Here is a 22,726-nt window from a genome sequence, read left to right as displayed (position 1 = left end):
TGCGTACCAACCGGTTTCAATGCTGCCGACTTTTCGGTTTTGCTGCGCGCAAGTTATAGAGGCTGACAGGCTGTGCGATCGAAAGGTCAGTGCATAAGGGCTGCCAAGATCACTACGGAGGGGTCATGCTGCTCGCGGGCGAAGCCTTCAGGATGACCGAAAACTGGTTGAGGTTCGCTATCCCGGTGGGAACCGCCCTAGTTGGCGGCCTGCTCGGGATAGGCATCAAGGAGGTCTTCGATCGTGCCCGCGATCGCAAGAAAGAGAAACGGTTGAGCTATGACTTGGACATCGGCTCCTCGATGACCAACGTTCCGGAAAGCCTGGCCGCCAAGATAGCAGTTCAGTACGGGACACGGCAGGTGGTCGGACAACTCTTCGAGGTCACCTGCACCGTTGAGAACACCGGCCGTCTGATGGTGAAGGACCAGTACGTCCGGTTCAGTTTCCCGGACGGCTACGACATCCTCGACTCGTACACGATCGGCAATCCTATCCCGGAACTCGGTATCGTCGAGGCTCAACTCGACCTGCCCAGATCTGGTGATAAGCGTTGGAGGATCGGCCAGCTGGAGAAGAAGCAAAAGGCTCGATTCGGGTTCTTGGTCGATGGTCCAACCGCAAAACCGCCAACTATTCACGGTCGCAACGATGAAGGTAATGTCGACATCAGTGTGAGAAAGCAACGCCAGGTAGTGAAGGAGCGGGACTCACTTGGCTTTTGGATCAGCTCAGCCTTCTTTGGAATAGGTATTGGGCTTGTGGCGAACCTGGTCGACCCGGCTTCACGCAACCTCACTTGGGTGGCGGCCGCAATCACCCTGTCGGTCGCATTCTGGATATTCTCCGACTGGCGCAAAGGAAAATAGTCGCTAACTGCCGTGGCGGGATCTGCTCAACTGGCGCGGGGCTTGCTTGCTTACCATCGCGGTCTCGTTCGGAACCGTTATCGGCATGGTTCACGCCGAGTTCTACCCCTTGACCGCGGCGGTCCTGACCGGAACCCTGACCACCGGGTGGGCGTTGCTGGAACTTGCCATCAAATAGACGACCAACGCTGACCGACGCCTGGTGGCGCGCTCGTTCGAACGATGCACGCCACCAAGCGATCGGTCAGGAAGTGCCGCCAGCAGCGCCTTCGCAGTATGGGTGGATCTTCGCACGGTGGCCGATCTCTCGAAACAGGTCCTGCGCCTGTTGGGAGAGGTCAGCGGCGCGCTCGTGATCGCCGGTCGCAAGGCAGGCCGCGCCGAGGTTGGCGAGTGCTTCGGCTTCGCCGAGGCGGAAGCCGGTCTCCCGGAACAAGGTCAGGGCCTGTCGGGACAGGCTCGCGGCCTGCTCGTGGTTGCCCGTTTCCCGGTACACCGTCGCGAGGTTGTTGAGGTTGGTGGCTTGGCCGCGGCGATGGCCGATTTCCCGGAACGTGGTCAATGCGTAGTGGATGTGGGCGGCGGCCTGCTCGTGATCTCCGAGGTGGCGGTGCACGAGGCCGAGGTTGCCGAAGGCGAAGGCTTCGCCGTCGCGATTGCCGAGTTCTCGGAACAGCGCCGCACCACGCAGCAGCAAGTCGTTGGCCTGTGCATAGTCTCCGGTCGCACCGCGCACCGCGCCCAGGATGCTGAGCGCGCTGGCTTCGCCGAGGCGAAAGCCGTTCTCGCGGAACAAGATCAAGGCTTGCTGGATCGTGGCTGCGGCCTGCCGATAGTCGCCGGTGTCGCGGAGTACGCGGCCGAGTCTGGCCAGGGTGTCGGCTTCGCCCATGTGGTTGCCGGTCGCCCGATACAAGGTCAAGGCCTGCCGGAGCAGCTCGACGGCCTGCCCATAGTCACCGATGTATCGGTATAAGCCGCCGAGATTGGCCAGGGTGTCGGCTTCGCCCATGCGGTGGCCGGTCGCCCGATACAGGACGAGGGCTTGCCGGAAGAGGTCGACGGGTTGCTTCCCGGTATGGCACTGCACGATGCCGAGATTGATGAGCGCGTTGGCCTGGCCGACGCGGTCACCGAGGCGGTCCGCGGCTTCGGCGGCACGCTGATGCAGATCCATGGCCGATGACCACGGCCCTTCGCGCTCCAGCGATGCCGCCAGGACCTCGGTCAGCTCGACCATTCGCGCCGGATCGTGTTGGGCGGTGTACTCGATGCAGGCGAGCAGATTGGCTCGCTCGTTACGCATCCACGCCAGCGCGTGCATTTCGTCGTTGAATTTCTGGACTACGGCACCTGCCGCGGCCGAGCAGTCTTCGTCGGGGCGTGGCCGGCGCGTCAGCCATCGGTCTGCCGCTGCGGCGGTGCGTTGGTAGTAGTCCAGCAGCCGCTGTATCGCCTCGGTGTTGCCCGATGACGATGTTGAGGTGAGGGCGCGTGTGTATTCGCGTACCAGGTCGTGCAAGCGGAACCGACTGGGTGTGGTTTCTTGGATGAGGTTGTCGGTGTAGAGGGCGTCGAGTTCGGTGCGGGCCTCGCTGAGCGGGATGCTGTTCAGTGCGGCGACGGCGTAGGTGTCGAAGTCGGTGCCGGGGTGTAGGCCTAGGGTGCGGAACAGTTGTTGTCTGTGGGGTGGGAGGTTGTCATAGGAGGCGGTGAATGCGGCGCGTACTGCGCGTTGTCCGGTGTCGAGTTCGCTGAGTCGGTCTTGGGTGGTGCGGAATTCCGTGGCGAGGCCGGTGAGTGTCCAGGCGGGGTGGTGGGCGAGTCGGCCGGCTAGGAGCACGATCGCTAGTGGTAGGTATCCGCATTGTCGGACGATTTCGGTGACGGCGGCGTTGTCGTCGTGGTGTGGGTTGCGTTGTGCGAGTTGGTAGAACAGGTTGGTGGCGTTGGTGGGGTCGAGGGTGTTCAGTGCTAGTGGGAGGGCGCTGTCGAGGGCGATGAGTCGGCGGCGGCTGGTGATCAGGGTGAGGCAGTCGGGTCCGGTGGGTAGTAGTGGTTCGATCTGGTTGTGGTCGCGGGCGTCGTCGAGGATCAGTAGGACTCGTTTGGTGGCGATGCGGTCGCGCCAGAGGTCGCGTCGTGCGTCGAGGGTGTCGGGGATGTGGCTGGGTGTGATGCCGAGGCCGGTGAGCAGGGTGGCGAGCACGGTGGTGGGATCTGCGGGTGTCTGTCCTGGGGTGTGTGAGTTCAGTTCGATGAAGAATCTGCCGTCGGGAAACCGGTCGGAGAGTAGGTGTGCCGCGCGGGTGACGAGGGCGGTTTTCCCGACGCCGGGCATGCCGTCGATGGTGTGGATGGACACCACCCGGCCTGGTCCTGCGGCGTCGAGGATCCGCTGTAGTTCGCGGTCGCGGCCGACGAGGGTGGGGATGTCGCGTCGTAGTGAGGTCAGTACCGTCGGGCGTACGGGTTGGGTGCTTGCCGCTTTCCATAACCGTCGCCAGCCCGACCGGTTCGACAGGACCGGTGGAACGGGGCCGGGTGTTTGCTTGGCCAACGCGATCAGTGTCACCAGTACCGGATCCAGTGATTCGAATCGGGAGGGTACGTTGCGTCCGGCCCGCCAATCGCTGATGCGTTGCATTGATGAGCGCTGGTTCTGTGCCGGTGGGTGCGCTGCTTTCGTCCGTTCCTCGGTCGCCGCCGCCACCCGCTGAAGGGTCGGATTACCTGCAGCCTCCCAGAGTTCGGCAAACCTGGTCGCGAACAGCGCCCGTGGCGACAAGATGTCGCCACCACCTCCGTCCGGCTCGGTCGCCTTCGTCTCGCAACGCACAGCAACACACGATAATGGCCTAGGCCCGCTTGTTCGACAGGTTGCTTCCGACGATCAGGTGCTCCGGTGTTCTCCGGACCGGAATTTCGATCCATGGGCTTTGACCTGCTGATTCCGCGTGGAACAGCGGATCTGGCTTGGCGGTACTTCACTGTTTCCAGTGATGATTGCGGCGCCATCCGGGAGTGATGGTCGAGGTGCCGCAGGTGGAGGGGATCAGCGGCGTCCAGTAATCCGGGCCGGTGCGCGGGAGTCTAGCTCGGGAGCTCGGGCGGTGGGGGTTCGAGCGTGGCGAGATAGGTTGTCGCGGCATCGGTTTCGGATGCGTCCAGGCGGCGGTAGATATCAATGGCGTGGCGCAGATCAGCGGTGGCGGTGGCAGTGTCGCCGAGGGCGGCTCGGCAACGGGCGATGCCCTCCATGGCCCGGGCCTGTTGGATTCGGCTGCCGATGTCGCGGGCTACGGTCAGCGCGTGGGCGAACGTCGTCAACGCGTCACTCGATTCGCCGGTGGCCAACAGCACCCTCCCAGTGTTGATAAGCGCCCCGGCTTCGCCCATGCGGTAACCGATGTCGCGGAACAGGGTCAGGGCTTGCCGGGAGAGGTCGGCGGCTTGCTCGTAATCCCCGGTATCCAGGCACGCAGAGCCGAGGTTGGCGAGTGCTTCGGCCTCGCCGGTGCGGTAGCCGATCTCCCGGAACACGGTCAGGGCTTGCCGGGACAGCGCGGTGGCCTGCTCGTGGTGCTTGGTTTCCCGGCATACGGTGGCGAGGGTGTTGAGGCTGATGGCTTCACCTAAACGGTCGCCGATGTCGCGGAACAGGGTCACGGCTTGCTGGGAGAGTTCGGTGGCCTGCTCGTAGTCCCCGGTGTCCCGGCGCAAGCTGCCGAGGGTGCCGAGGGCGTTGGCTTCGCCGAGGCGATGGCCGATCTCCTGAAACCGCGTCGCGGAGCGTCGCAACAAGTCGGCAGCCTGGTCGTAGTCCCCGGTGTGCCTGCGCACTGTGCCGAGAAAACCGAAGGCGCTGGCCTCACCGAGGCGATGACCGATCTCCCGGTACAGGGTCAGAACTTGTTGGAACAGGTGCGCGGCTGGTTCGTAATCACCGTTGTCTCGGCGCACGCCGCCTAGGCTGGCGAGGGTTTTGGCTTCACCGAGGCGATAACCGGTGTCGCGATACAAGGTAAGGGCCTGCTGAAGCAGGTCGGTAGCCTGATCGAAGTTCCCGATCCGCCACTGCACCATGCCGAGGTTGCGGAGCGCGTTGGCTTCGCCGAGTGGGTCGCTGAGCTCTCGGTACAGGGTCAGCGCTTGCCGGAGCAGATCGGCGTCTCGGCCGTAGCGACCGGTCTGCCACCGCAAAGTCGCGAGATTGACGAGGGCGTTGGCTTGGCCGAGGCGGTCGCCGAGACGGCCCGCGGCCTCAGTGGCGCGCTGGTGCAGGTGCAGGGCCGATGGCCACGGTCCTTCGCGTGCCAGCAGTTCCGCCAGCACTGCGGTCAGCTCGACCATCCGCGCCGGATCGTGTTCGGCGGTGTATTCGAGGCAGGCGAGCAGATTGGTTCGCTCGGTCCGCATCCACGCCAGCGCGTGCATCTCGTCGTCGAATTCCCGCACCGCGGCAGCTGTTACGACGAAGGTGCGGTGGTCGCCGGTGGGGCGCGGCTTGCGTGTCAGCCATTGGTCGGCCGCTGCGGCGGTGTGCAGATAGTGGTCGAGCAATCGCCGCACCGCCTCGGTATCGTCGCTCCCCGACGTGGCGGCGAGGGCACGTGCGTATTCGCGTACCAGGTCGTGGAGGCGGTACCGGCCGGGTGCGGTCTCCTCGATGAGATGGTCGGTATAGAGAGCGTCGAGTTCGGATCGGGCCTCGCTGAGCGGGATGCTGTTCAACGCGGCGACGGCATAGGCATCGATATCGGGGCCGGGATGTAGACCCAGCTTGCGGAACAATTGCTGACGTTCGGAAGGCAGGCTTTTGTAGGAGGCGGTGAATGCGGCGCGCACTGCGCGTTGTCCGGCGTCGAGTTCCCCGAGTCGGTCTTGGGCGGTGCGGAATTCCTCGGCGAGGCCGGTGAGTGTCCAGGCCGGATGGTGGGCGAGCCGACCAGCTAGTAGCACGATCGCCAGCGGCAAATAACCGCACAATCCGACGATTTCGGCGACGGCCGCGATGTCATCGCCGTGCGGGTTGCGTCGGGCCAACCGATAGAACAGGTCGACGGCACTGTCGGAATCGAGGGTGTCCAGTGGCAGTGGGAGAGCGTCGTCGAGCGCGACGAGTCTGCGGCGGCTGGTGATCAACGTGAGGCATTCCGGCCCGGTGGGCAACAACGGTTCGATCTGGTCGTGGTCGCGGGCGTCATCGAGAATCAGCAGCACCCGCTTGGCGGCGACGCGGTCGCGCCACAGGTCCCGCCGTGCGTCGAGGGAGTCCGGAATGTGCTTCGGCGCGATGCCGAGCCCGGTGAGCAGGGTGGCGAGCACTCCGGTGGGATCCGCGGGCACCTGTCCTGGAGTGTGCGAGTTCAACTCGACGAAGAACCTGCCATCGGGGAACCCGTCCGACAGCAAATGTGCGGCCCGCGTGACCAGCGCGGTCTTCCCGACACCGGGCATGCCGTCGATGGTGTGTATCGACACCACCCGACCTGGTCCCGCAGCATCCAGGATCCGCCGCACCTCGAAGTCGCGGCCGACGAATGTGGGGATATCGCGTCGCAGGGAGGTCAGCACCGTCGGGCGCACGGGCTGGGCGATAGCCGCCTTCCATAAACGTCGCCAGGCCGACCGGTTCGACAGGACCGACGGAACGGGACCAGATGTTTGCTGTGCCAGCGAAATCAGTGTCACCAGTACCGGATCCAGCGATTCGAACCGCGAGGGCACGTTGCGCCCGGTCCGCCAATCGCTGATGCGCTGCATCGACGAGCGCTGGCTCTGTGCCGGTGTGCGAGCGCCCTTCAACCGTTCCTCGGTCGCCGCGGCGACCCGCTGCAGCGTGGGATTACCTGCAGCCTCCCAGAGTTCGGCAAACCTGGCCACGAACAGCGCCCGCGGCGCAGAGTCTTCGCCACTACCCCCGTCCCGCCCGGTCGCCTTCGTCTCGCCACGCACAGCAACACACGATAACGGCCTGGTCCGTGCGTCGGGGTGTGAGTCCCGCCCGCGCCCTAGCGTTACTTCGGAGCTTTCTCCTTGGTTTGTTTGGCCAGTTCCTGCTCGAATTGTTCGGGGGTGAACTTGCCATCGGTTTTGAAGGCCCAGCAACGTGTCGCCGCGAGCTTGCCGGGGAGGTCGGCGGTGCCGGACTTTTCAGTGGCGGGGGCGAGTTTGCCGTCGGGGGCTATGCCGCAGACATAGAAGGTGGCTTTGTCGAGGACGAAGAAGAAGCCGTTGATGTCTCCTGCTGCGGGAGCGTCGTTGGCTGCGGAGCACTTGGTGCCGATTACGGGGGCGGGCTTGCCTGCTCCGGGGACCGGCTTGCCCGGTTTGAGGGTTTCGCAGCGATAGCTCGGGGAGGTCTCGGCGTGCGCGGTGGGGGCGAGCATCAGCAGGGAAGCGACGGCGGTGACGCCAATTGCGGCGAGGTGGGCAGGGCGGCATGGCACGGGCGGGCCTCGTTTCTAGGGGTGATTCCGGCGTAGAACATCCCGCTATTCGGACCCGAGTCGGTACTTGGATTGGTCTCGGCCGCGTAGGCGCGGGCGGCCGCGCCTACGCAGGTCGTGTCACTCGTCTGGGCGAGCTGACCGGTCGAACGCCGCTTGCGCACGCTGGGCCAGGTCGGCGCCGAGTTTGTAGCCCTGGGCGGCTAGGTCCTGATGTGCTTGCGGGTCACTGGTTTCGGTGCCGTAGAGGATCTCGATGGAGGAATGGGCGATCTCGGAGTAGCTGGCGATGCCCTCGCGGAGTTGGAGTGTGATCGCGTCCTTGTAGCCGCGGCGCTCGAAACTGTCCTGGTTGACGCCGGCCAGCGCGATGTAGTGCAGCTCATCGATCGCGCTCGGTCCGTTGGGGGAGGTGTTCTCGTAGGCCCAGCCGCGGCTGAAGACCCGGTCGATCCAGCCTTTGGTCAGTGCGGGCATCGACCACCAGTAGACCGGGAACAGCACGGCGACGACGTCGGCCGATTCGATCAACTCTTGCTCGCGCCGCACGTCGGCGGGCACGTCGCCGAGCTGTCGGTGGACCGCGATATCCGCTGCGGTGAAGGCGGGGTTGAAGCCCGAGGCGGACAGGTCATGCGTTGTGGCAGTGGTACTTCCGTCCGCTTGGATGCCCTGCTCGACCGCGCGGGCGATGGTCCAGGTGGCGGACTCGTGATCCGGGTGGGATACCACGAGCAGTACGTTCGGCCGACTCCGTTCGTTCGTCATACGGCCACGGTAAAGTGTGACACTAACGTCAATGTCAAGGAGGAGCTCGCCGGTGCAGATCAAGGATTTGAGCCAGCGCACGGGCGCGAGCCCGCGGATGCTGCGCCACTACGAGAACGCGGGCGTCCTGACTCCGCAGCGCGACCCCAACGGCTACCGGCACTACCGCGAAGAAGACGTCAAGACCGTGCACGACATCCGCTGTCTGCTGGCCTCCGGCCTGTCCCTGTCGGAAGCCGCCGCCCTGATCCACATCGCCTGCACCGCCCCGCAAAGTGCCACCGACCAGGACCGCGACGAGGTGCTCGCGCAACTCGACGAGCGCACCCGGCAACTGGACGCGGGCATCGAACGCCTCCTCGTCGAGAAGGCCAACCTCGTCAAACTCCGTCAGGACATCAAGACCGGTCGCTGACCACCGCCGCACCCGGCAACGTCTCGTAGTGTGGGTTACGGACTGCCCACTTGCCGCCGTCCCGTGCCGAGCCGAACGCGCGGCCGGGGATCGCGGCCGAGCCGAGCGCGAGGACCATGTCGGACAACGCCACAGCAGCTAGACCCGGTTTCGATGCGGTGATCGCGGCCGCCGACTACCCGGTGTTCGTCGTGACCGCCCGGGCCGAGGGCCGCCAGGCCGGCTGCCTGGTCGGCTTCACCTCACAGGTGAGTATCGAACCGCCGCGTTTCCTGGTCGGCATCTCCAAGAACAACTTCACCTTCGGCGTCGCGATGGCCGCCGAACAGCTCGCCGTGCATCTGCTGGGCCGGGAACAGTCCTCGCTGGCAGCGCTTTTCGGCGCGGAGACCGGCGACGACATCAACAAGTTCGCACACTGCAAGTGGGCGCCGGGCCCGGCCGAGCTGCCCATCTTGGCCGCGGCCGCAGGCTGGTTCACCGGACGCATCCTCGAACGGCACGACCTGGGCGATCACGTCGGCATGCTCATCGCACCGGAACAGTCCTCCGCCCCGCCGCCGCGCATCGAACCGTTGCGCTACAACTCCGTCGCCGATCTGAAGCCCGGCCACGTGGCATAGCCGGTCAGGCCACCTGGGCGGGCCGCTCGTCCGAGGCCTGCTCACGCAGGGTATGCAGCGTCTTGGACAGAATGCGCGACACCTGCATCTGGGAAACACCGAGCTGCTCGGCGATCTGCGCCTGCGTCAGCGATTCGAAGAATCGCATGATCAGCACCCGCCGCTCCCGATCGGGCAACGCCGCGATCAACGGACGCACTGTCATCGACTGCTCCAGCAGCTCGTAGCACGGTTCCTCCGCGCCGAGCCCGGCGGTGACCGGCAGCGGCGAGTTCTCGCCGTCGTCGCTCGTGACCCCATCGATCGAGCTGGTCTGATAACCGTTGCGCGCGATCAACGCCTGCGTGACCTCGCTGAGTTCGACCTCGAGCTCGGCGGCGATCTCCCTGGCGGTGGGCACCCGTCCGAGCCGGTTCGACAGTGTTTCGGTGGCTGGCCCGATCAGCTGCTGAATCTCCTTGAGCCTGCGCGGAACTCGCACCGCCCAGGTGCGATCCCGGAAGTGCCTGCGCACCTCGCCCATGATCGTCGGCACCGCGAACGACAGGAACGAACTGCCGCGTGAGACGTCGAAGCGGTCGATCGCGAGAAGTAAACCCACCCTGGCGATTTGCTGCAGATCGTCGAAAGCCTCACCGCGGCCGGAGAATTTGCGCGCGATGTGCTCGGCCAGCGGCAGGCACAGCCGGGTCACTTCCTCGCGCAACTCATTTCGATGCGGATCGTGCGCCGCGAGCGTCGCCATCTTCTCGAACCATGGCTCGATGTTGTCGTAGCTGTCGCCGGGTGAACTGGTGCGTCGCGACGCATCGGCCCGGTCGGTGGTGAACTCACGTTGCATCGGATGTCCCTCGTTCCCAACTGAATTCGATGGCCGTCGGATACCCACCCGCGTCGAGATCAAAAGAGTCCTGGATCATCTCGGCCGAGTCGGTGAGCACCTGCACCAACTGCCAGCTCAGCGGGTCGCGACTGACTTCGACATCCCTTGTCGTCGTCGCGCTGATCCGGACGCTGATCCGGCGCCGGTTGTAGGTGAACGCACACCGCAGGGTCGAGCCGGGCACCGCGTCGAGCATCAACGCGGTCGCCGCTTCGCTGAGCACCAGCCGAATATCCGGGATCGCATCGAGCGTGACGTCCGCCATCATGCACGTGGTATCGGTGAGTGCGCGCAACATCCCCAGTTCGTGCGGCTCAGCTGCCAGTTCGAGGGCCACTCGGTGCGCGACCACCGCCGTGTGGTGTGGTGTCGAGGCACCGGAATCCACCTTGATCATCTTCACCGCCTCCCAACGATTCACTCCTGCCATACCCGAGAGGCGCGGCCCCAACCCGACAGCCGATATCTGGCCGCCGCGATGTGACTTGTCTTACCGACGTCACGCTTCCGGTCGCCGGGTGGTATCGCCGGTACCGCTGCGGCTGACCTCGTAGCCGAGCAGTCGTTCGGCCTCCTCGATACCGCCCTGCAGGTCGCCGACGGCGTTCATCTTGGACAGGTCGAGGCCGATGGTCACCAGCGTCAGCGCGATCTCCGACGACAGTCCGGTGATGATCACGCTCGCGCCCATCAGGCCGGACGCGTCGACGGTCTGCACCAGGTGGTTGGCCACGGTGGAGTCGATGGTCGGCACACCGGTGATGTCGATGACGACGACCTTGGCGCGATTGGCCCGAATCGCGCGCAGCAGCTGTTCGGTGAGCTGACGGGCCCGCTGCCCGTCGAGCACGCCGATGATCGGCAGGATGAGCAGCTGTTCACGCACCTGCAGCACCGGCGTGGACAGCTCGCGGATCGCCTCCTGCTGCTGGCGGATGATGCGTTCGCGTTCCTCGACGAAGGAGACGCCCACCGTGTTGGCGATGCGGTTCGCGGCCGGTTCATAGGCGTCGAGCACCGCGTTGAGCAGCTGGAAATCCGCCTGATACTTCTCGAACAGCGAGCGGGCCAGCACGTCGCGCAGCAGCAGCACGATGCCGAGCACCTCGTCGGTCTCGACGCCTCTCGGAATGATCCGCTCGGACAGGTCGCGCGCGTAATCCTGCAGCGCCTCCACCGAACCGGTCTCCAGCACGGCCACGTAGTTGTCGTAGACCGACGTCGCCTCGGAGAACATCTCGTCGGGCGTCATCGCGGTCAGCAATTGCGCCTCGGTAATGCGGCGCGCCCACTCCTCACGCAACACAGTGCGGTTCTGCCGCAGGTGCTCGACCAGCTCGGAAAGCAGACCCTCACTGACACCGTTGGAGCTGGTGTCCGCCGCGAAAGCAGTAATCGACATCTCGGACAATGCCGCCTCCGGTCCATCCCACGCACATCGGACTGGCGTGCTCGAAATTACCGTGGACAGCCACCTTCTGGACCGCCCACTGCCCGCAGAATCGTATACCTATCGAGGGCAATGGAGCCATCGAAAGGGGCTGGACCCGGTTTCCGGGCGCGGCGGACGGGGTACTCCGGCTACCCGCTTCCGTTTCCGCTCTCCGCCAAGCGAATTCGTCGCGGCCCGCTCGACGCCGTCGCGTGTGTGCCGAGCAGGTGGTCCACATCGGTGTCGGTGACCGGGTCGAAGCGCAGGTAGGACTCGTCGAGCGGGCGGGGATTGGCCGATGTTTCCAGGCACACGATCTTGTCCGCGTGGTAGGCCAGCGTCCGCACGATGCGGTGCGGCGCGACCGGGACGGCGAGCACGACGCGGACCGCACCGCGGCGATAGGCGGCCCGGCAGGCGGTGCGTGCGGTCATGCCGGTGGTGACGCCGTCGTCGACGACCAGTGCCGTGCGTCCGCGCAGTTTCGGCTGCGGACCGTGTCGCCGGAACCGCTCGGACCGGCGGTGCAGGCTGTCGCGTTCGTGTGTTTCGGTGTCGGTGAGTTCCTGGTCCGTCAGGAAGGCGCTGTGGACGACGATCTCGTCGATGATCCGGGTGTCGTCCTCGCCGATGGCGCCGAAGGACAGCTCCGGCCGATACGGGACGCGCAACTTGTTGACGACGATCGTGTCGAGCGGCAGGCGCAGGCGGACGGCGACCTCGACGGCGACCGGGACACCGCCGCGCGGCACACCGAGGACGACGACATCCGGCCCGCGGAAGGCCTGCAACCGGTCGGCGAGCCGACGTCCCGCGTCTTGCCGATCGAGGAACAGCGAACGCAGATAGGCCCGGCGGTCGGTGTGGTCGCTGGATAAAGCGGGATCGTCCATACGTCCCCCGAGCATCGAGTGGCAAATCCGGAGCCGCGCTTCGGGACTCAGAAGGACATTGCCAATTCTAGCTGGCGGTAGCGCTTTATCCGGCGGTTTGTCCTGGGGATACCACCGTGCGCCCGAAAAGTATTGGGGGGTAGCCGATCACGAACGGCGTTGGGATCGCGACGGCGCGATCGGTTCGACGAAATGCGGCGCGGTGGGTGCCCGGCCGGACACCGTCTGGATGATCTCCACGGCTAGGTCGGCGACGCGTACGTTGCGCTGCTGGGACCGGCCGCGCAGCACCTCGAAGGCGGCGTCGCGGTCGCAGCGCCGTTCGGCCATCAGGATGCCGAGCGCCTGATCGATGGTGGATCGCGAGGCCAACGTGGCCCGTAGCTGTTCGGTCAGCTTGGCCTGTCGCGCGGTGTCGGACGCGACGGCGAGCAGCACGCCGAGGTGTTCGGCGGTGAGGGTGGCCGCCCGGCGGATCCGGTCGGTGAAGCCGTTCGGCTGGGTCGAGTAGAGCGAGAGTGCGCCGACCGCTGCGCCGTCTACCGAAAGCGGTTGGGCGTAGATGGATTTGACGCCGTAGGCGAGCATTCGGGTCGAATAGCCGCCCCAGCGGTGCTCCGTCGCGACGTCGGGTACCGAAACCTGTTGTGCCGTACCGATGGCTTGCAGGCAGGGATCGTATCCTTCGCTGCTCCGGGATTCCTCGACGAGCATCGCGTGCGCGGCGCTCGAACCGCCGACAATGGTGCCTTCGTCGTGGGTGAGCGTGACGCCCGCCATCAGGTGGTCCGGCAGCATCCGCACGACGGTATCGGCGATGGCGCATAGTGATTCGGCGACCTCGTCTCCGGTCAACAGCAGCGTCGTCAACTCCGACATTCCCAAAGCCAGTTCGTCAGTCATGAAATGCCTTGACGGTCAACATAATTGGTATCCGTCCTCCAGTATGCGGCGGGCGAGCTCCGAGACTGCGATGCCGTCGGCGAAGGCGCGGGCACGCAACAGCGCCTGTGCGGCGTCGAGATCGCAACTGCATTGCACGGCAACCATACCGACCGCCTGATGCACGGCGGCGAGGTAATCGGCATCATCGAACAGCGTGCCCTGAGGCGCGCCGTCGGCGGTTGTTCCGTACGAGGCGAGCAGCACCGAGTTGGCGAGGGCGTCGGCCACCTTCTCGGCGGCCGGAGTGATTTCGGTGCGCAGTCCGGCGCGGCTGGTGAACACGCACAACGCACCGAGCAGACGGGAGGACAGCAGCGGGACCGCGACCACCGACTGCACGCCGAGCTCGGTCAGCGCCGGGCCGTAATGCGGCCAGCGGGCGGCCAGTTGCGTGGCATTCGCGGTGACGAACTCCCGGCCGCCGAGCACGTCGCGGGCCGGGCCCTCGCCGATCAGCAGTTCCAGATCATGAGCGGCCCGCGCGGTGCGGTCCGAGGCGGAAACCAGCAGCTCCTCGCCGGTCTGGCCGAACAGGGTCACCGCGGCGCTGTCCATCCCGAGATGCTGGGCTACCGCGGCCATGAAGACCGGCCGCAGTGTGGCTTGATCGCCGATGTACCACCGCTGCAGGCGCAGGGCATGGATCCGGTGCAGTCGCGCGCAGGCCAGATGGCGGCCCTCGATCCGTCGATGCAGCTCCGCCATCCGTTGCCGAAACGGTTGCATGGATTCCGGTCGCTGGGTGGCCTGCGCCTCGTATTTCGCTGCCACCGCCGCCGCGCGAGCTGCTCGTTCTCGCTCGGCGCTGAATTCCTGCCACTCACGGGCAATTTCCTGGTGAGCGTCCGAATACGACCGCACGCCTTCGAGCCTACGCGCATACCGCGCTACCAGTACTAATTGCCCTGTATACCAACGTGTGTCGAGGGGACTTCCTCCAAGAGCAGCACCACACCGTCGCGGGTGCCGTCCAGCGGCGAACAGGTCACCGCGCAGGTGATCGAACGCCCGATCCGGTTGACCGCCGGGATCTCCACCGGGCCGTCGCGGCGCCCTGTTTTGAGGCAGCGCTGGATGCTTTCGTGCAGCTGCTGGGTGGGCAGCCCGAAGTCCAGCGCGAAGAACACCTGCTGCTGGACCTCCTCGGAGCGCAGCCCCCACATCTCCTCAGCGCCCCGGTTCCAGCTGCGGACCCGCAGCTGATCGTCGAGCACCACCACGCCTGCCGCGACACTGGACAGCACGCCTTCGAGGAAGGTGCGGGTCTCGTTCAGTTCGTCGGTGCGGATCCGCATCTCCTCGTTCATGGTTTCGAGTTCTTCGTTGCCCGACTGGAGTTCCTCGTTGGTGGTTTCGAGTTCCTCATTGGTCGATTGCAGTTCTTCGTTGGTGGTTTCGAGTTCCTCGATGCTGGATTGGAGTTCTTCGTTGGTGGTTTCGAGTTCTTCGTTGGTGGATTGGAGTTCCTCGTAGGCGGTCTCCAGTTCCTCCCGCTTCACCTTCACTTCGAGCGAAAGCCGGGTCGGCACAGTGGTATCGACGAAATTGACCACCACGCCGACATCGGATCCGTCGCTGCCCCACAGCGGCTGGATGTGCACCTCGAAGTACTGGATGTCGTCCGGGCCGAGCTTGCGTTCGGCCGCGCTGACCCGGATGCTGCGGCGTTCGGTCACCGCTTGCTGGATCAGCGAGCGCAATTCGACCGGCCGATAGGAGATCTCCAGCTCGCTCAGCGCCCGGCCGATATCGTGCTGAGTCAGGCCGAACTGGCTGCGCATCTGATTGTTGAGGATGGTGATCCTGCCTTGCGTGTCGAGGCCGATCACCCCGAACGGGGCGGTCTCCAAGGCGAGTTCGCCGAGTTGGCGTTTCTTGACCAGGCCCTGCACCTCCAGGCCGAGGTCGACGTCGAGCCGCGCCGGGCTCGGCTGGTGCGGTGGCCTGACCTCACCTGCCCGGCGTCGGAAGATGCGCTGGCGCATGCTGGCCACCCCGAACCGTTCGCCCTCGGAGAGCAGCAGTTCGGCCTTGCCGAGGAACAGGAATCCGCCCTCGCGCAGCGCGAAGCGGAACCGGTCCAGGATCTGCGATTGCGCCTCGGCGTTGAAGTACATCAACGTGTTTCGGCATACCAGCAGGTCGAGGCGGGAGATGGGCGCGTCGCGGGTGATGTCATGGCGGCCGAAGATCACCCGACGGCGCAGGTCCGAGCGGAAGACGAACTTGTCGCCGATCGGCTCGAAATACCGGTCCCGCAGCTCACCGGACAGTTGACCGAGCGCCTTCGCCGGATAGACACCGGACCGTGCCTCGCGCAGGGCTTCCTCGTCGACGTCGGTGCCGTAGAGCTTGACTCGTTTCGCGCACTCCTCGATGCCGAGCACCTCGGCGAATGCGATCGCCAGTGAATAGGTTTCCTCGCCGCTGGAGCAGCCCGCGCTCCAGATCCGGATCTCGCTGTCCGGCTTGGTATTCGCGATCAATTCCGGCAGCACCTCGCGCTGCAGGTACTGCCAGGCATCCACATCGCGGAAGAAGCTGGTGACATTGATCAAGATGGTGTTGAACAGGTGGCGGAATTCCTCGGCGTTGCTTTCCAGCAGATCGCGGTAGTCGAGGTAGTCGCCGACTTGAACCTCCTGCATTCGCTTGCGGATACGCCTGGTCAGCGACGAGCGCTTGTAGCCGGTGAAATCGAAACCGCGCGAATCACGAATGAACACCAGCAGATCCTCGAGCGCCGGGTCGACGGTGTCGATCTCTTCACCCGGTGCCGTCATGATCTCCTCGCTCGATTCGGTCACGACGTGCTCTCCATCACGAGACCGCGGATAACGCCCGCGATCTCATCAAGTGGCACAACGAGATCCACGTCGCCGGTCGCCACGGCGGCACCCGGCATGCCCTTGAATTCCGCTTCTTCCGGATCCTGCGCGACCACCGTGCCACCACGGGACTTGATCGCGCTCACTCCCGTCGCGCCGTCGCTACCGGAGCCGGTGAGCACACAGGCGATCGCGCGCGGACCGTAGGCGCCCGCCACCGATTCGAACAGCAGGTCGGCCGAGGGCCGGACGAAGTGGACGAGCTCGCTGCCGGACAAGTCGAGGACACCTTTCGGCTCCACCAGTAGGTGGTAGTTGGGCGGCGCGATGTAAACCGTTCCAGCCGTGATGGTTTCACCCGCTTGGGCCAGCTTTACGTGTAATTCGGTTCGGCGCGAAAGCAATTCGGCAAGCACGGTCTTGTGGCGTGGGTCGAGGTGTTGCACCACGAGCACCGGTACCGGCAGGGTGGCCGGGAGGGCGCCGAGGACCTTGAAGAGCGCGGTGATACCGCCCGCCGACGAGGCTATGGCAACGACGGCGTACTGGTCATCCGAGGTCATGGTCGCGCCGACCAGCCGTGAGGTGCACGGGATCAGCGTAACGCGGGGACGGATACCCGCCCAGCGCCGACTGTGGTCCGGCGCGGCGCGCCCCGACTGTCATCGGCGCCTTCTGCTGTACAGCTCGGCCATCGGCGCGGTGGCGGTGAGGCTGAGCATCGCCATGCCGGTCGTGCGGATCATCGAATCGAGATTGACGAGGATGTCGACGATGGCGGTGCGGTGCTCGTCGAGCTCCGCGGTGGTGAGCCCGTCCCGGTCGAACGCCATCCGAATGGTGTCGAGTCGCAGGCCGGCATCGAACAATTTCCGGACCAGCCGGTCGCCCAATTCGGTGAACTCGGCGGTGTCGTAGGGCTCCAGCTCCGGTTGCTGGGGCGGCGGGCGCGAAGGCGCGTGCGGGATGAGTTCGTCGCGCGAGACGAGCGTCATGATTCCTCCGGGTTCGGTCGCAGGCACGGAGAGCCACGCTGCGGGACTCGGGGGATTTTCAATGAAAACTGTACGCCTTAGCCCCAGCTCGGGGGCCTGAGTGGCGGTTACTCGAGGTGCCGGTGACTACGCACCCATGTTTGCATCGACTTGGGCCGGTTATCCGCCACACGACTGGCCCGATAAAGGCAGGTCGGTCGAACCCAATCGAAAGGGGTTAGACAGTGAGCGCAGTTGACAAGGCCAAGAACAAAGCCGAAGAACTCGCCGGTCAGGCCAAGGAGAAGTTCGGTAACGCCACCGACGACCAGGACCTGAAGAACGAGGGCAAGGCCGACCAGGTCAAGTCCAACCTCAAGGACGCGGGCGAGAAGGTCAAGGATGCTTTCCGTAACTGACGGATAGTCCGGCCGCTGCTCGAGCGGGTGCGTGTCCCCATCGGACGCCACCCGCTCGTCCGCGTCCAATGGGGCGTTCGTAAAAACATCTCGAGCACACCGAGTCCGGCGATAGGGTGCGGTGGTCTATCGCGTATATCGGCGACTCGGGAGGATCGGGATGATCGCGGCACGGATGGTGGCTGTTGTTGCATCGGTGTTCGTCAGTGCGGGATTGCTGGGGGGAGTGGGACCCGCTACCGCGGGACCGGTGGCGTGTGCGACGGGAAATCCGTTGCAGCCCACCGCGGAACTGTTCGCGACCGACAACACCGCGACCATCACCGACCCGGAAGATCAGCGACTGCGTACCAGGCTGGACGGGTTCGAGCTGGCCGTCGACGGGATCGCGTTGCAGCACATCGGATTACCCGTAGGGTCGACGTTGGTCAGCGGTGTGTTCTGGTCCGATGAGCGGCAGCAGGCGACCTACGAACGGTCCCGCGAGTTCCATCTGGCCTGTGTCGACAGTGCCGATCTGCGGCAGATCGCCGACCAGGTGCGTGGGCGGTTCCAGCAGGAATCGGTGCTGACGTTTCAGCGGCTCGCCGCGAATTCCCCTGGGGTGGATGCATTTACGGTGACCATCACGGGCGTGGACGTGCGGCGGTTCCGGGACGGCCTCGTCGCCGATCCGGTGGCCCGCGAACGCCTCGTCGGCGGGTCGGTCACCGAGGCGAACACGCTGATTCTCGTGGTCGACGTCGCCGATATGGCGTTGGCGCAGCAATTCGTCGCGGGCATCGGTGGCACCTGGGATGCGGGCAGCGTGCAGTACGGCGATCGCGAATTCGTCAGCGCCTGAAGGGTTCCCGGCTCAATGCTCGATTCTGCTCAGGATGTCGCGTAGTGCCCGCAGATCATCGGCGGGCAGCGCGTTGACCGAGTCCGGTGCGGGGTCCGGCGTCGCCAGTGCCTTGGCGAGTACGGCACGACCGGCCGTGGTGATGGACACCAGCTTCTTGCGCCGGTTGGTCGGATCCACCTCCCGGACGACGTAACCCTGCTCCTCGAGATCGTTGACCGCGACCGTGGCAGCCGGTGCGTCGATCGCCGCGGCGTGCGCCAGCTCGGTCACGGTCAGCGGCGCGGCTCGCAGGCGGCGCAGCACGCGAATCCGACTGAACGGCAGACCCGTTCGCTCGACCGCGGCGCGCCGCCACGGGTCGCGGGAGTACATCACGACTCGGGTGAGCAGGGCCCACACCTCGTCGGGTGTGGGGTTGTCATCCGGCATGGACGGGCACCTTCTGTTCCAGCAGTGGGGCGACACGGTCACTCGACCGCTTGGCCCACGGGGTGTTCGCGACTATGCCGAGTATGGCGACACCGGCGGTCAGCACCGCGATCACCCACCACAGTCCCGCGCCGGCCAGCGCGCCACACAGCGCGACACCGATGCTCACGCCCACCTGACGGCTGGTCGAGGCCACCGCCGACGCGGCGCCCGCCCGGTCCAGCGGCATCCCGCTGACCGCCGTGGTGGTGATCGGCGCGTTCACCGTGCCGAAGCCGATGCCGAAGATCGCGAACATGATCACCAGCTGCCACACCGGAGTGTTCGGATCGAGCGTGGTGAGCATGATGGCGGCGACGGTCATCATCACACCCGCGACGATCAGCGACGGTTTGGTCCCGACCCGGCCGACCAGGCGGCCCGACAGCGGCGAGACGATCACCATAGCGATGGCCATCGCTAGGTACAGCAGGCCGGTGTGCACCGCCGAATAGTGCCGGACCTGCTGCAAATACAGCGAGCAGCTGAACAGGAACGCGCCGAGCGCGGCGAACGAGAAGATGGCGATCACCGTCGCCGAGGCGAACGGCACGCTGCGGAAGAACCGCAGATCGATGAAGGGATCAACGCGGCGCGACTCGTAGTAGACGAACGCGGCGAGCGCGAGCGCCGACACCACGAAGATCACCGGCCTGCGCTCGATCAGCCCGAACACCGTGGCGAACAGGAACACCACCGCGAGCAGCTGCCCGATCGGATCGATGCCGCGCACCGTCGCCGACTTCGATTCCGGCACGAACAGCACCGTCATCACCAGCGCGAGCAGGCAGATCGGCAGGTTGATCCAGAACACCGACGCCCAGCCGAGGGCGTCGATCAGCACGCCGCCGACGGTCGGCCCGAGTGCCATCGAGATGCCGACCACCGCACCCCAGACGCCGATCGCCCGAGCGCGTTCCACCCGTCCGGTGAAGACGGTGGTGATGATCGACATCGCTACCGGGTTGAGCATCGAACCGCCGATGGCCTGCAGAAACCTGGCGCCGATCAAGATCTCGATGGACGGCGCGAGGCTGCACAGCAGCGAACCGACCGCGAAGGTGACCAGCCCGATCCGGAACACCCTGCGCCGCCCGAACCGATCCGCCGTGGCACCGGCCAGCATCAGCAGGCTGGCGAGGGTGAGCGTGTAGACGTCGACGATCCACTGCAGCCGGGGTAGCGGCGCGTGCAGATCGGTCTGAATGCTCGGTATCGCGACATTCACGATGGTCGAGTCCATCGAAACGATGAGCAGGCTCAGGCAACAGGTGGCGAGCACAAGCGTCTTACGCCGTGCGGTCATCTCCTGGACAGTTGTAATCACACAACTATTGTGACTTCACAACTGTTCTGAACGCAAGAGCTGTGATCGCGGTCGCAGCGGTGCGATCGGGTAGCGACTGTCCTACCCTGACTACGGTTCGTCGGTCCGTTCTAGGGAGTCTCGGTGGTCGCTGCACTCGTCAAAGGGCAGAACGGGGTGCTGGCGCAACCGAAGGTCGTGTTGTCGGTGCGGACCGAGGCCGCGGTTGATGTGTCGGCGTTGCTGGTGACCGGGGCGGGCAAGGTACGGTCCGACGCCGACTTCGTGTTCTTCAATCAGCCGGCTGCGCCTGGCGTCGTGTTGGGTGCTGGTGCGGCGCTGGAGGTTTCGTTTGCCGAGGTGCCCGCGGAGATCGCGCAGCTGCGGGCCGTGATCACATTGGACGATTCGAACGCTACGTTCGGACAGTTCGGCGCGCCGGTGGCAACAGTGGCCGACCTGTCCGGAAATGTGTTGTACGAGTACCGGATCGAAGGGCTCGGTAGCGAGTCGGTGGTGATCGCGCTCGAGTTGTATCGGCGCGGTGCCGAGTGGAAGGTCCGGGCGGTAGGGCAGGGGTACGCGGGCGGGTTCGCGGCGCTCGTCACCGATCACGGTGTGCGCGTGGACGATACGCCCGCACCTGTCGCGGCGCCGGAACCCGCATCGGATCTTCGGGTACGGACCGTGCCCGGTGAGGCCGCGCTCTCGTTCGAGAAGCGTGAAAAGCTGGACATGCGCAAGCGAGCCGTCGCCAAGGTGCTGATCAGTAAGGACGCCTGGGGGATTCGAGCACGGGTGGTGCTGGTGATCGACAAGACCGGCAGCATGCTGAAGCAGTACCGCACCCAGGTGGTGCATCGGGTGGTGCAGCGGATGATTCCGGTGGCGACCCAGCTGGACGACAATGGCGCGCTCGAGGCGTATCTCTATGCCCACTCGTTCGCCAAGCTGCCCGACATCACCGTCGCGCACGGCGACGAATGGGCGCACACCTATCTGCACCTCAATGGCACGCATGCGGGCATCGACTACAGCCGAATCGGCGGCCGCAACGACGAATTGCCGATCATGCGCGACATCATGTCCTCACTGCACCCGGGCGACGGGCCGACCCTGATCCTGTTCTTCACCGATGGCGGTTTCGCGAACAAGCGCGAGATCGCCGCGCTGATGCGCGAGGCGGCACAGCTGCCCGCCTTCTGGCAGTTCATCGGACTAGGTCGCGCCAACTACGGACTTTTGCGTTCACTCGACGAGATGACCGGCCGAATAGTAGACAACGCAGGCTTTTTCGCGCTCGATGACATCGATAAGGTCGACGACGGCGAGCTGTACGCGCGATTGCTCGGTGAATTCCCGGAGTGGTTGCGCGCGGCCAAGGCGGCGGGCATCCTGCGCTGAGCCGCCAATGGTGTTCAGTCCTCGGGGATCTGCTCCACGGCCCACTTGGCCCATTCCTCGTTCATCGCGAAGAAGCGTTCGCCCCACTCCAACGCGATGCGGCCGTACCTGGAGAAGTCGTTGTCGTCCCAGTCGACGCTCGATTCTTTGAGCGCGAGTAGGTCCGCCCGGCTCTTGCCGGACCTGGTCGCGATGCCGTCCAGATAGTCCGCCGCCTCGACCTGGGAGATCGCGCCGAGGAAGAACACGCGCAGCAGCGTCTCGTTGCGGATTACCCGCTTCGGCCTGGTGTCGGTGAGCCAGTGGCGCAGCTCGGCCAGCCCGGCGTCGGTGATCGTGTATTCCTTGCGGCCGCGCGGGCCTTCGTCGGACACGGCGATCAGTTCGGCCTCGGCGAGTTTGGCCAGCTCGGTATAGATCTGACTCTGTGTCGCAGACCAGACATTGGCCAGCGAGATCTTGAACCGCTGCAGCAGGTCGTAACCGCTGGCCGGGCGGTCGGCCAGCAATCCGAGCATGGCGTAACGGAGACTCATGGCCCCCACTCTACATTCCACTCTTGACAGGTCGAAGTCGGAGCCTCTAATTTCGACATGTCACAACTGGAATGTCGCGGCAACGAGGAGCTTTCGGACATGTCGTACTTGCGCACTTTCGCCCCCTGGATCGTCTACGCAGTGATCCCTTCCGCGCATTGGCAGTGGGCGGCGCTGATCGCGCTGATCATGTCGGTGATCGAGGTGGCCCGCCAGTTGCGTGCGGGCCGCACCCTCGACGCCTTGATGATCGAGATCGGCTCACTGGTCTTCTTCGCGGCACTGACGGTGCTCGCCTTCGCTGACCCGAATACCGCCCTGCATCCCTACAGTCCGGCGCTCTCCTCGGGCGTGCTCGCGCTGATCGCCCTCGTCTCGCTGGCGCTGCGCAAGCCCTTCACCCTCGGTATCGCGAAACAGACCAGCCCGCAAGAACTCTGGGACAACCCGGTGTTCATCCGCACCTCCTACGTACTCACCTCGGTCTGGGCGGCAAGCTTCGTCATCGGTTGCCTCGTGCTGGCGGCACTGGCGCATGCCGACTCGACGCCGCGGACCATCGCTCAAGTCCTGGCCTTCGTGATTCCGGTGGTCTTCACCATCCGCTACGTCGCCTACATCCAGTCCAAGGCGCGCACTGCCGCCGAAGCCTGACCTTTCGACC

24 protein-coding genes are annotated in these 22,726 nt (G+C 65.3%); 7 read left to right on the top strand and 17 right to left on the bottom strand.

Features of this window, described 5'->3' with window-relative positions; translation table 11 throughout:
- Positions 1–125: 125 nt before the first annotated feature.
- Positions 126–869 (top strand): hypothetical protein, encoded by a 744-nt coding sequence (locus ABZ942_RS16445; protein WP_357382653.1) that lies wholly within the window; start codon positions 126–128, stop codon positions 867–869.
- Positions 870–1,113: 244 nt separating this feature from the next.
- On the opposite strand, the gene ABZ942_RS16440 is transcribed toward ABZ942_RS16445, so the two are convergent.
- The 4 genes from ABZ942_RS16440 to ABZ942_RS16425 all read right to left on the bottom strand — a co-directional run bounded on the left by ABZ942_RS16440 (position 1,114) and on the right by ABZ942_RS16425 (position 8,089).
- Positions 1,114–3,708, bottom strand: a complete 2,595-nt coding sequence (locus ABZ942_RS16440) for a tetratricopeptide repeat protein (protein WP_357382651.1) — start codon at positions 3,706–3,708, stop codon at positions 1,114–1,116.
- Positions 3,709–3,962: 254 nt separating this feature from the next.
- Complete coding sequence (locus ABZ942_RS16435) at positions 3,963–6,827, bottom strand: tetratricopeptide repeat protein (RefSeq protein WP_357382649.1); 2,865 nt, start codon at positions 6,825–6,827, stop codon at positions 3,963–3,965.
- Positions 6,828–6,889: 62 nt separating this feature from the next.
- Complete coding sequence (locus ABZ942_RS16430) at positions 6,890–7,321, bottom strand: hypothetical protein (protein ID WP_357382647.1); 432 nt, start codon at positions 7,319–7,321, stop codon at positions 6,890–6,892.
- A gap of 120 nt (positions 7,322–7,441) precedes the next feature.
- Positions 7,442–8,089, bottom strand: a complete 648-nt coding sequence (locus ABZ942_RS16425; protein ID WP_357382645.1) for an NAD(P)H-dependent oxidoreductase — start codon at positions 8,087–8,089, stop codon at positions 7,442–7,444.
- A gap of 52 nt (positions 8,090–8,141) precedes the next feature.
- Between ABZ942_RS16425 and ABZ942_RS16420 the strand changes: the two genes are divergently transcribed.
- Positions 8,142–8,504, top strand: coding sequence for a MerR family transcriptional regulator (locus ABZ942_RS16420; protein ID WP_357382643.1), 363 nt, complete (start codon positions 8,142–8,144; stop codon positions 8,502–8,504).
- Here the strand turns inward: ABZ942_RS16420 and ABZ942_RS16415 are convergent.
- Positions 8,488–8,631, bottom strand: coding sequence for a hypothetical protein (locus ABZ942_RS16415; protein ID WP_357382641.1), 144 nt, complete (start codon positions 8,629–8,631; stop codon positions 8,488–8,490). The two genes, ABZ942_RS16420 and ABZ942_RS16415, sit on opposite strands and share 17 nt — an antisense overlap.
- Here ABZ942_RS16415 and ABZ942_RS16410 point away from each other — a divergent pair.
- On the top strand, positions 8,621–9,127 hold the full coding sequence (locus ABZ942_RS16410; protein WP_357382639.1) for a flavin reductase family protein: 507 nt from the start codon (positions 8,621–8,623) through the stop codon (positions 9,125–9,127). The two genes, ABZ942_RS16415 and ABZ942_RS16410, sit on opposite strands and share 11 nt — an antisense overlap.
- A 4-nt stretch (positions 9,128–9,131) precedes the next feature.
- On the opposite strand, the gene ABZ942_RS16405 is transcribed toward ABZ942_RS16410, so the two are convergent.
- From ABZ942_RS16405 to ABZ942_RS16365, 9 genes are all read right to left on the bottom strand, one after another.
- Entirely contained in the window at positions 9,132–9,968 is an 837-nt protein-coding gene (locus ABZ942_RS16405) for an RNA polymerase sigma factor SigF (protein ID WP_357382637.1), read from the bottom strand.
- A complete protein-coding gene (locus ABZ942_RS16400) occupies positions 9,958–10,440 on the bottom strand; it encodes an anti-sigma factor (RefSeq protein WP_357382635.1) in 483 nt (160 codons plus the stop codon). Before ABZ942_RS16400 ends, ABZ942_RS16405 begins: the two co-directional genes overlap by 11 nt.
- Positions 10,441–10,509: 69 nt before the next feature.
- Positions 10,510–11,412 (bottom strand): STAS domain-containing protein, encoded by a 903-nt coding sequence (locus ABZ942_RS16395; protein WP_357382633.1) that lies wholly within the window; start codon positions 11,410–11,412, stop codon positions 10,510–10,512.
- A gap of 179 nt (positions 11,413–11,591) precedes the next feature.
- Positions 11,592–12,335 carry a phosphoribosyltransferase family protein gene (locus ABZ942_RS16390; protein ID WP_357382631.1) on the bottom strand — a complete coding sequence of 248 codons (744 nt, stop codon included), beginning with the start codon at positions 12,333–12,335 and terminating at the stop codon, positions 11,592–11,594.
- Positions 12,336–12,482: 147 nt separating this feature from the next.
- Positions 12,483–13,238, bottom strand: a complete 756-nt coding sequence (locus tag ABZ942_RS16385) for a GAF and ANTAR domain-containing protein (RefSeq protein ID WP_357382629.1) — start codon at positions 13,236–13,238, stop codon at positions 12,483–12,485.
- Positions 13,239–13,253: 15 nt separating this feature from the next.
- Positions 13,254–14,141, bottom strand: coding sequence for a GAF domain-containing protein (locus ABZ942_RS16380; RefSeq protein ID WP_357382627.1), 888 nt, complete (start codon positions 14,139–14,141; stop codon positions 13,254–13,256).
- Positions 14,142–14,176: 35 nt separating this feature from the next.
- Positions 14,177–16,087 carry a CheR family methyltransferase gene (locus ABZ942_RS16375; protein ID WP_357382625.1) on the bottom strand — a complete coding sequence of 637 codons (1,911 nt, stop codon included), beginning with the start codon at positions 16,085–16,087 and terminating at the stop codon, positions 14,177–14,179.
- A complete protein-coding gene (locus ABZ942_RS16370; RefSeq protein ID WP_357382623.1) occupies positions 16,084–16,671 on the bottom strand; it encodes a chemotaxis protein CheB in 588 nt (195 codons plus the stop codon). Before ABZ942_RS16370 ends, ABZ942_RS16375 begins: the two co-directional genes overlap by 4 nt.
- 99 nt (positions 16,672–16,770) lie before the next feature.
- Positions 16,771–17,103, bottom strand: coding sequence for a hypothetical protein (locus tag ABZ942_RS16365; protein WP_357382621.1), 333 nt, complete (start codon positions 17,101–17,103; stop codon positions 16,771–16,773).
- A gap of 224 nt (positions 17,104–17,327) precedes the next feature.
- On the opposite strand from ABZ942_RS16365, the gene ABZ942_RS16360 reads away from it, so the two are divergent.
- Together ABZ942_RS16360 and ABZ942_RS16355 are read left to right on the top strand one after the other, a co-directional pair.
- A complete protein-coding gene (locus ABZ942_RS16360) occupies positions 17,328–17,501 on the top strand; it encodes a CsbD family protein (RefSeq protein WP_357382619.1) in 174 nt (57 codons plus the stop codon).
- A 160-nt stretch (positions 17,502–17,661) separates the two neighbouring features.
- Positions 17,662–18,345: a hypothetical protein gene (locus ABZ942_RS16355; RefSeq protein WP_357382617.1), complete on the top strand. Its 684-nt coding sequence runs from the start codon at positions 17,662–17,664 to the stop codon at positions 18,343–18,345.
- Between the two features lie 12 nt (positions 18,346–18,357).
- Here the strand turns inward: ABZ942_RS16355 and ABZ942_RS16350 are convergent, their stop codons facing one another.
- The gene (locus ABZ942_RS16350) at positions 18,358–18,777 is read right to left on the bottom strand and encodes a MarR family transcriptional regulator (RefSeq protein WP_357382615.1); all 420 of its coding nucleotides are present in this window, start codon (positions 18,775–18,777) and stop codon (positions 18,358–18,360) included.
- Entirely contained in the window at positions 18,767–20,143 is a 1,377-nt protein-coding gene (locus tag ABZ942_RS16345; RefSeq protein ID WP_357382613.1) for an MFS transporter, read from the bottom strand. Before ABZ942_RS16345 ends, ABZ942_RS16350 begins: the two co-directional genes overlap by 11 nt.
- Before the next feature lie 123 nt (positions 20,144–20,266).
- Here ABZ942_RS16345 and ABZ942_RS16340 point away from each other — a divergent pair, with 123 nt between their 5' ends.
- Entirely contained in the window at positions 20,267–21,526 is a 1,260-nt protein-coding gene (locus ABZ942_RS16340; RefSeq protein ID WP_357382611.1) for a VWA domain-containing protein, read from the top strand.
- Positions 21,527–21,540: 14 nt separating this feature from the next.
- Here the strand turns inward: ABZ942_RS16340 and ABZ942_RS16335 are convergent, their stop codons facing one another.
- Positions 21,541–22,062 (bottom strand): PadR family transcriptional regulator, encoded by a 522-nt coding sequence (locus ABZ942_RS16335; protein WP_357382609.1) that lies wholly within the window; start codon positions 22,060–22,062, stop codon positions 21,541–21,543.
- Between the two features lie 57 nt (positions 22,063–22,119).
- Between ABZ942_RS16335 and ABZ942_RS16330 the strand changes: the two genes are divergently transcribed.
- A complete protein-coding gene (locus ABZ942_RS16330) occupies positions 22,120–22,716 on the top strand; it encodes a hypothetical protein (RefSeq protein ID WP_357382607.1) in 597 nt (198 codons plus the stop codon).
- Positions 22,717–22,726: the final 10 nt, after the last annotated feature.

Origin of the sequence: Nocardia sp. NPDC046473 (assembly GCF_040645995.1) — a bacterium.
In the GTDB taxonomy this organism is placed as follows: Bacteria; Actinomycetota; Actinomycetes; order Mycobacteriales; family Mycobacteriaceae; genus Nocardia.
The sequence above is the reverse complement of the archived record's forward strand: the minus strand, read 5'-3'. Positions and strand labels throughout refer to the sequence as shown.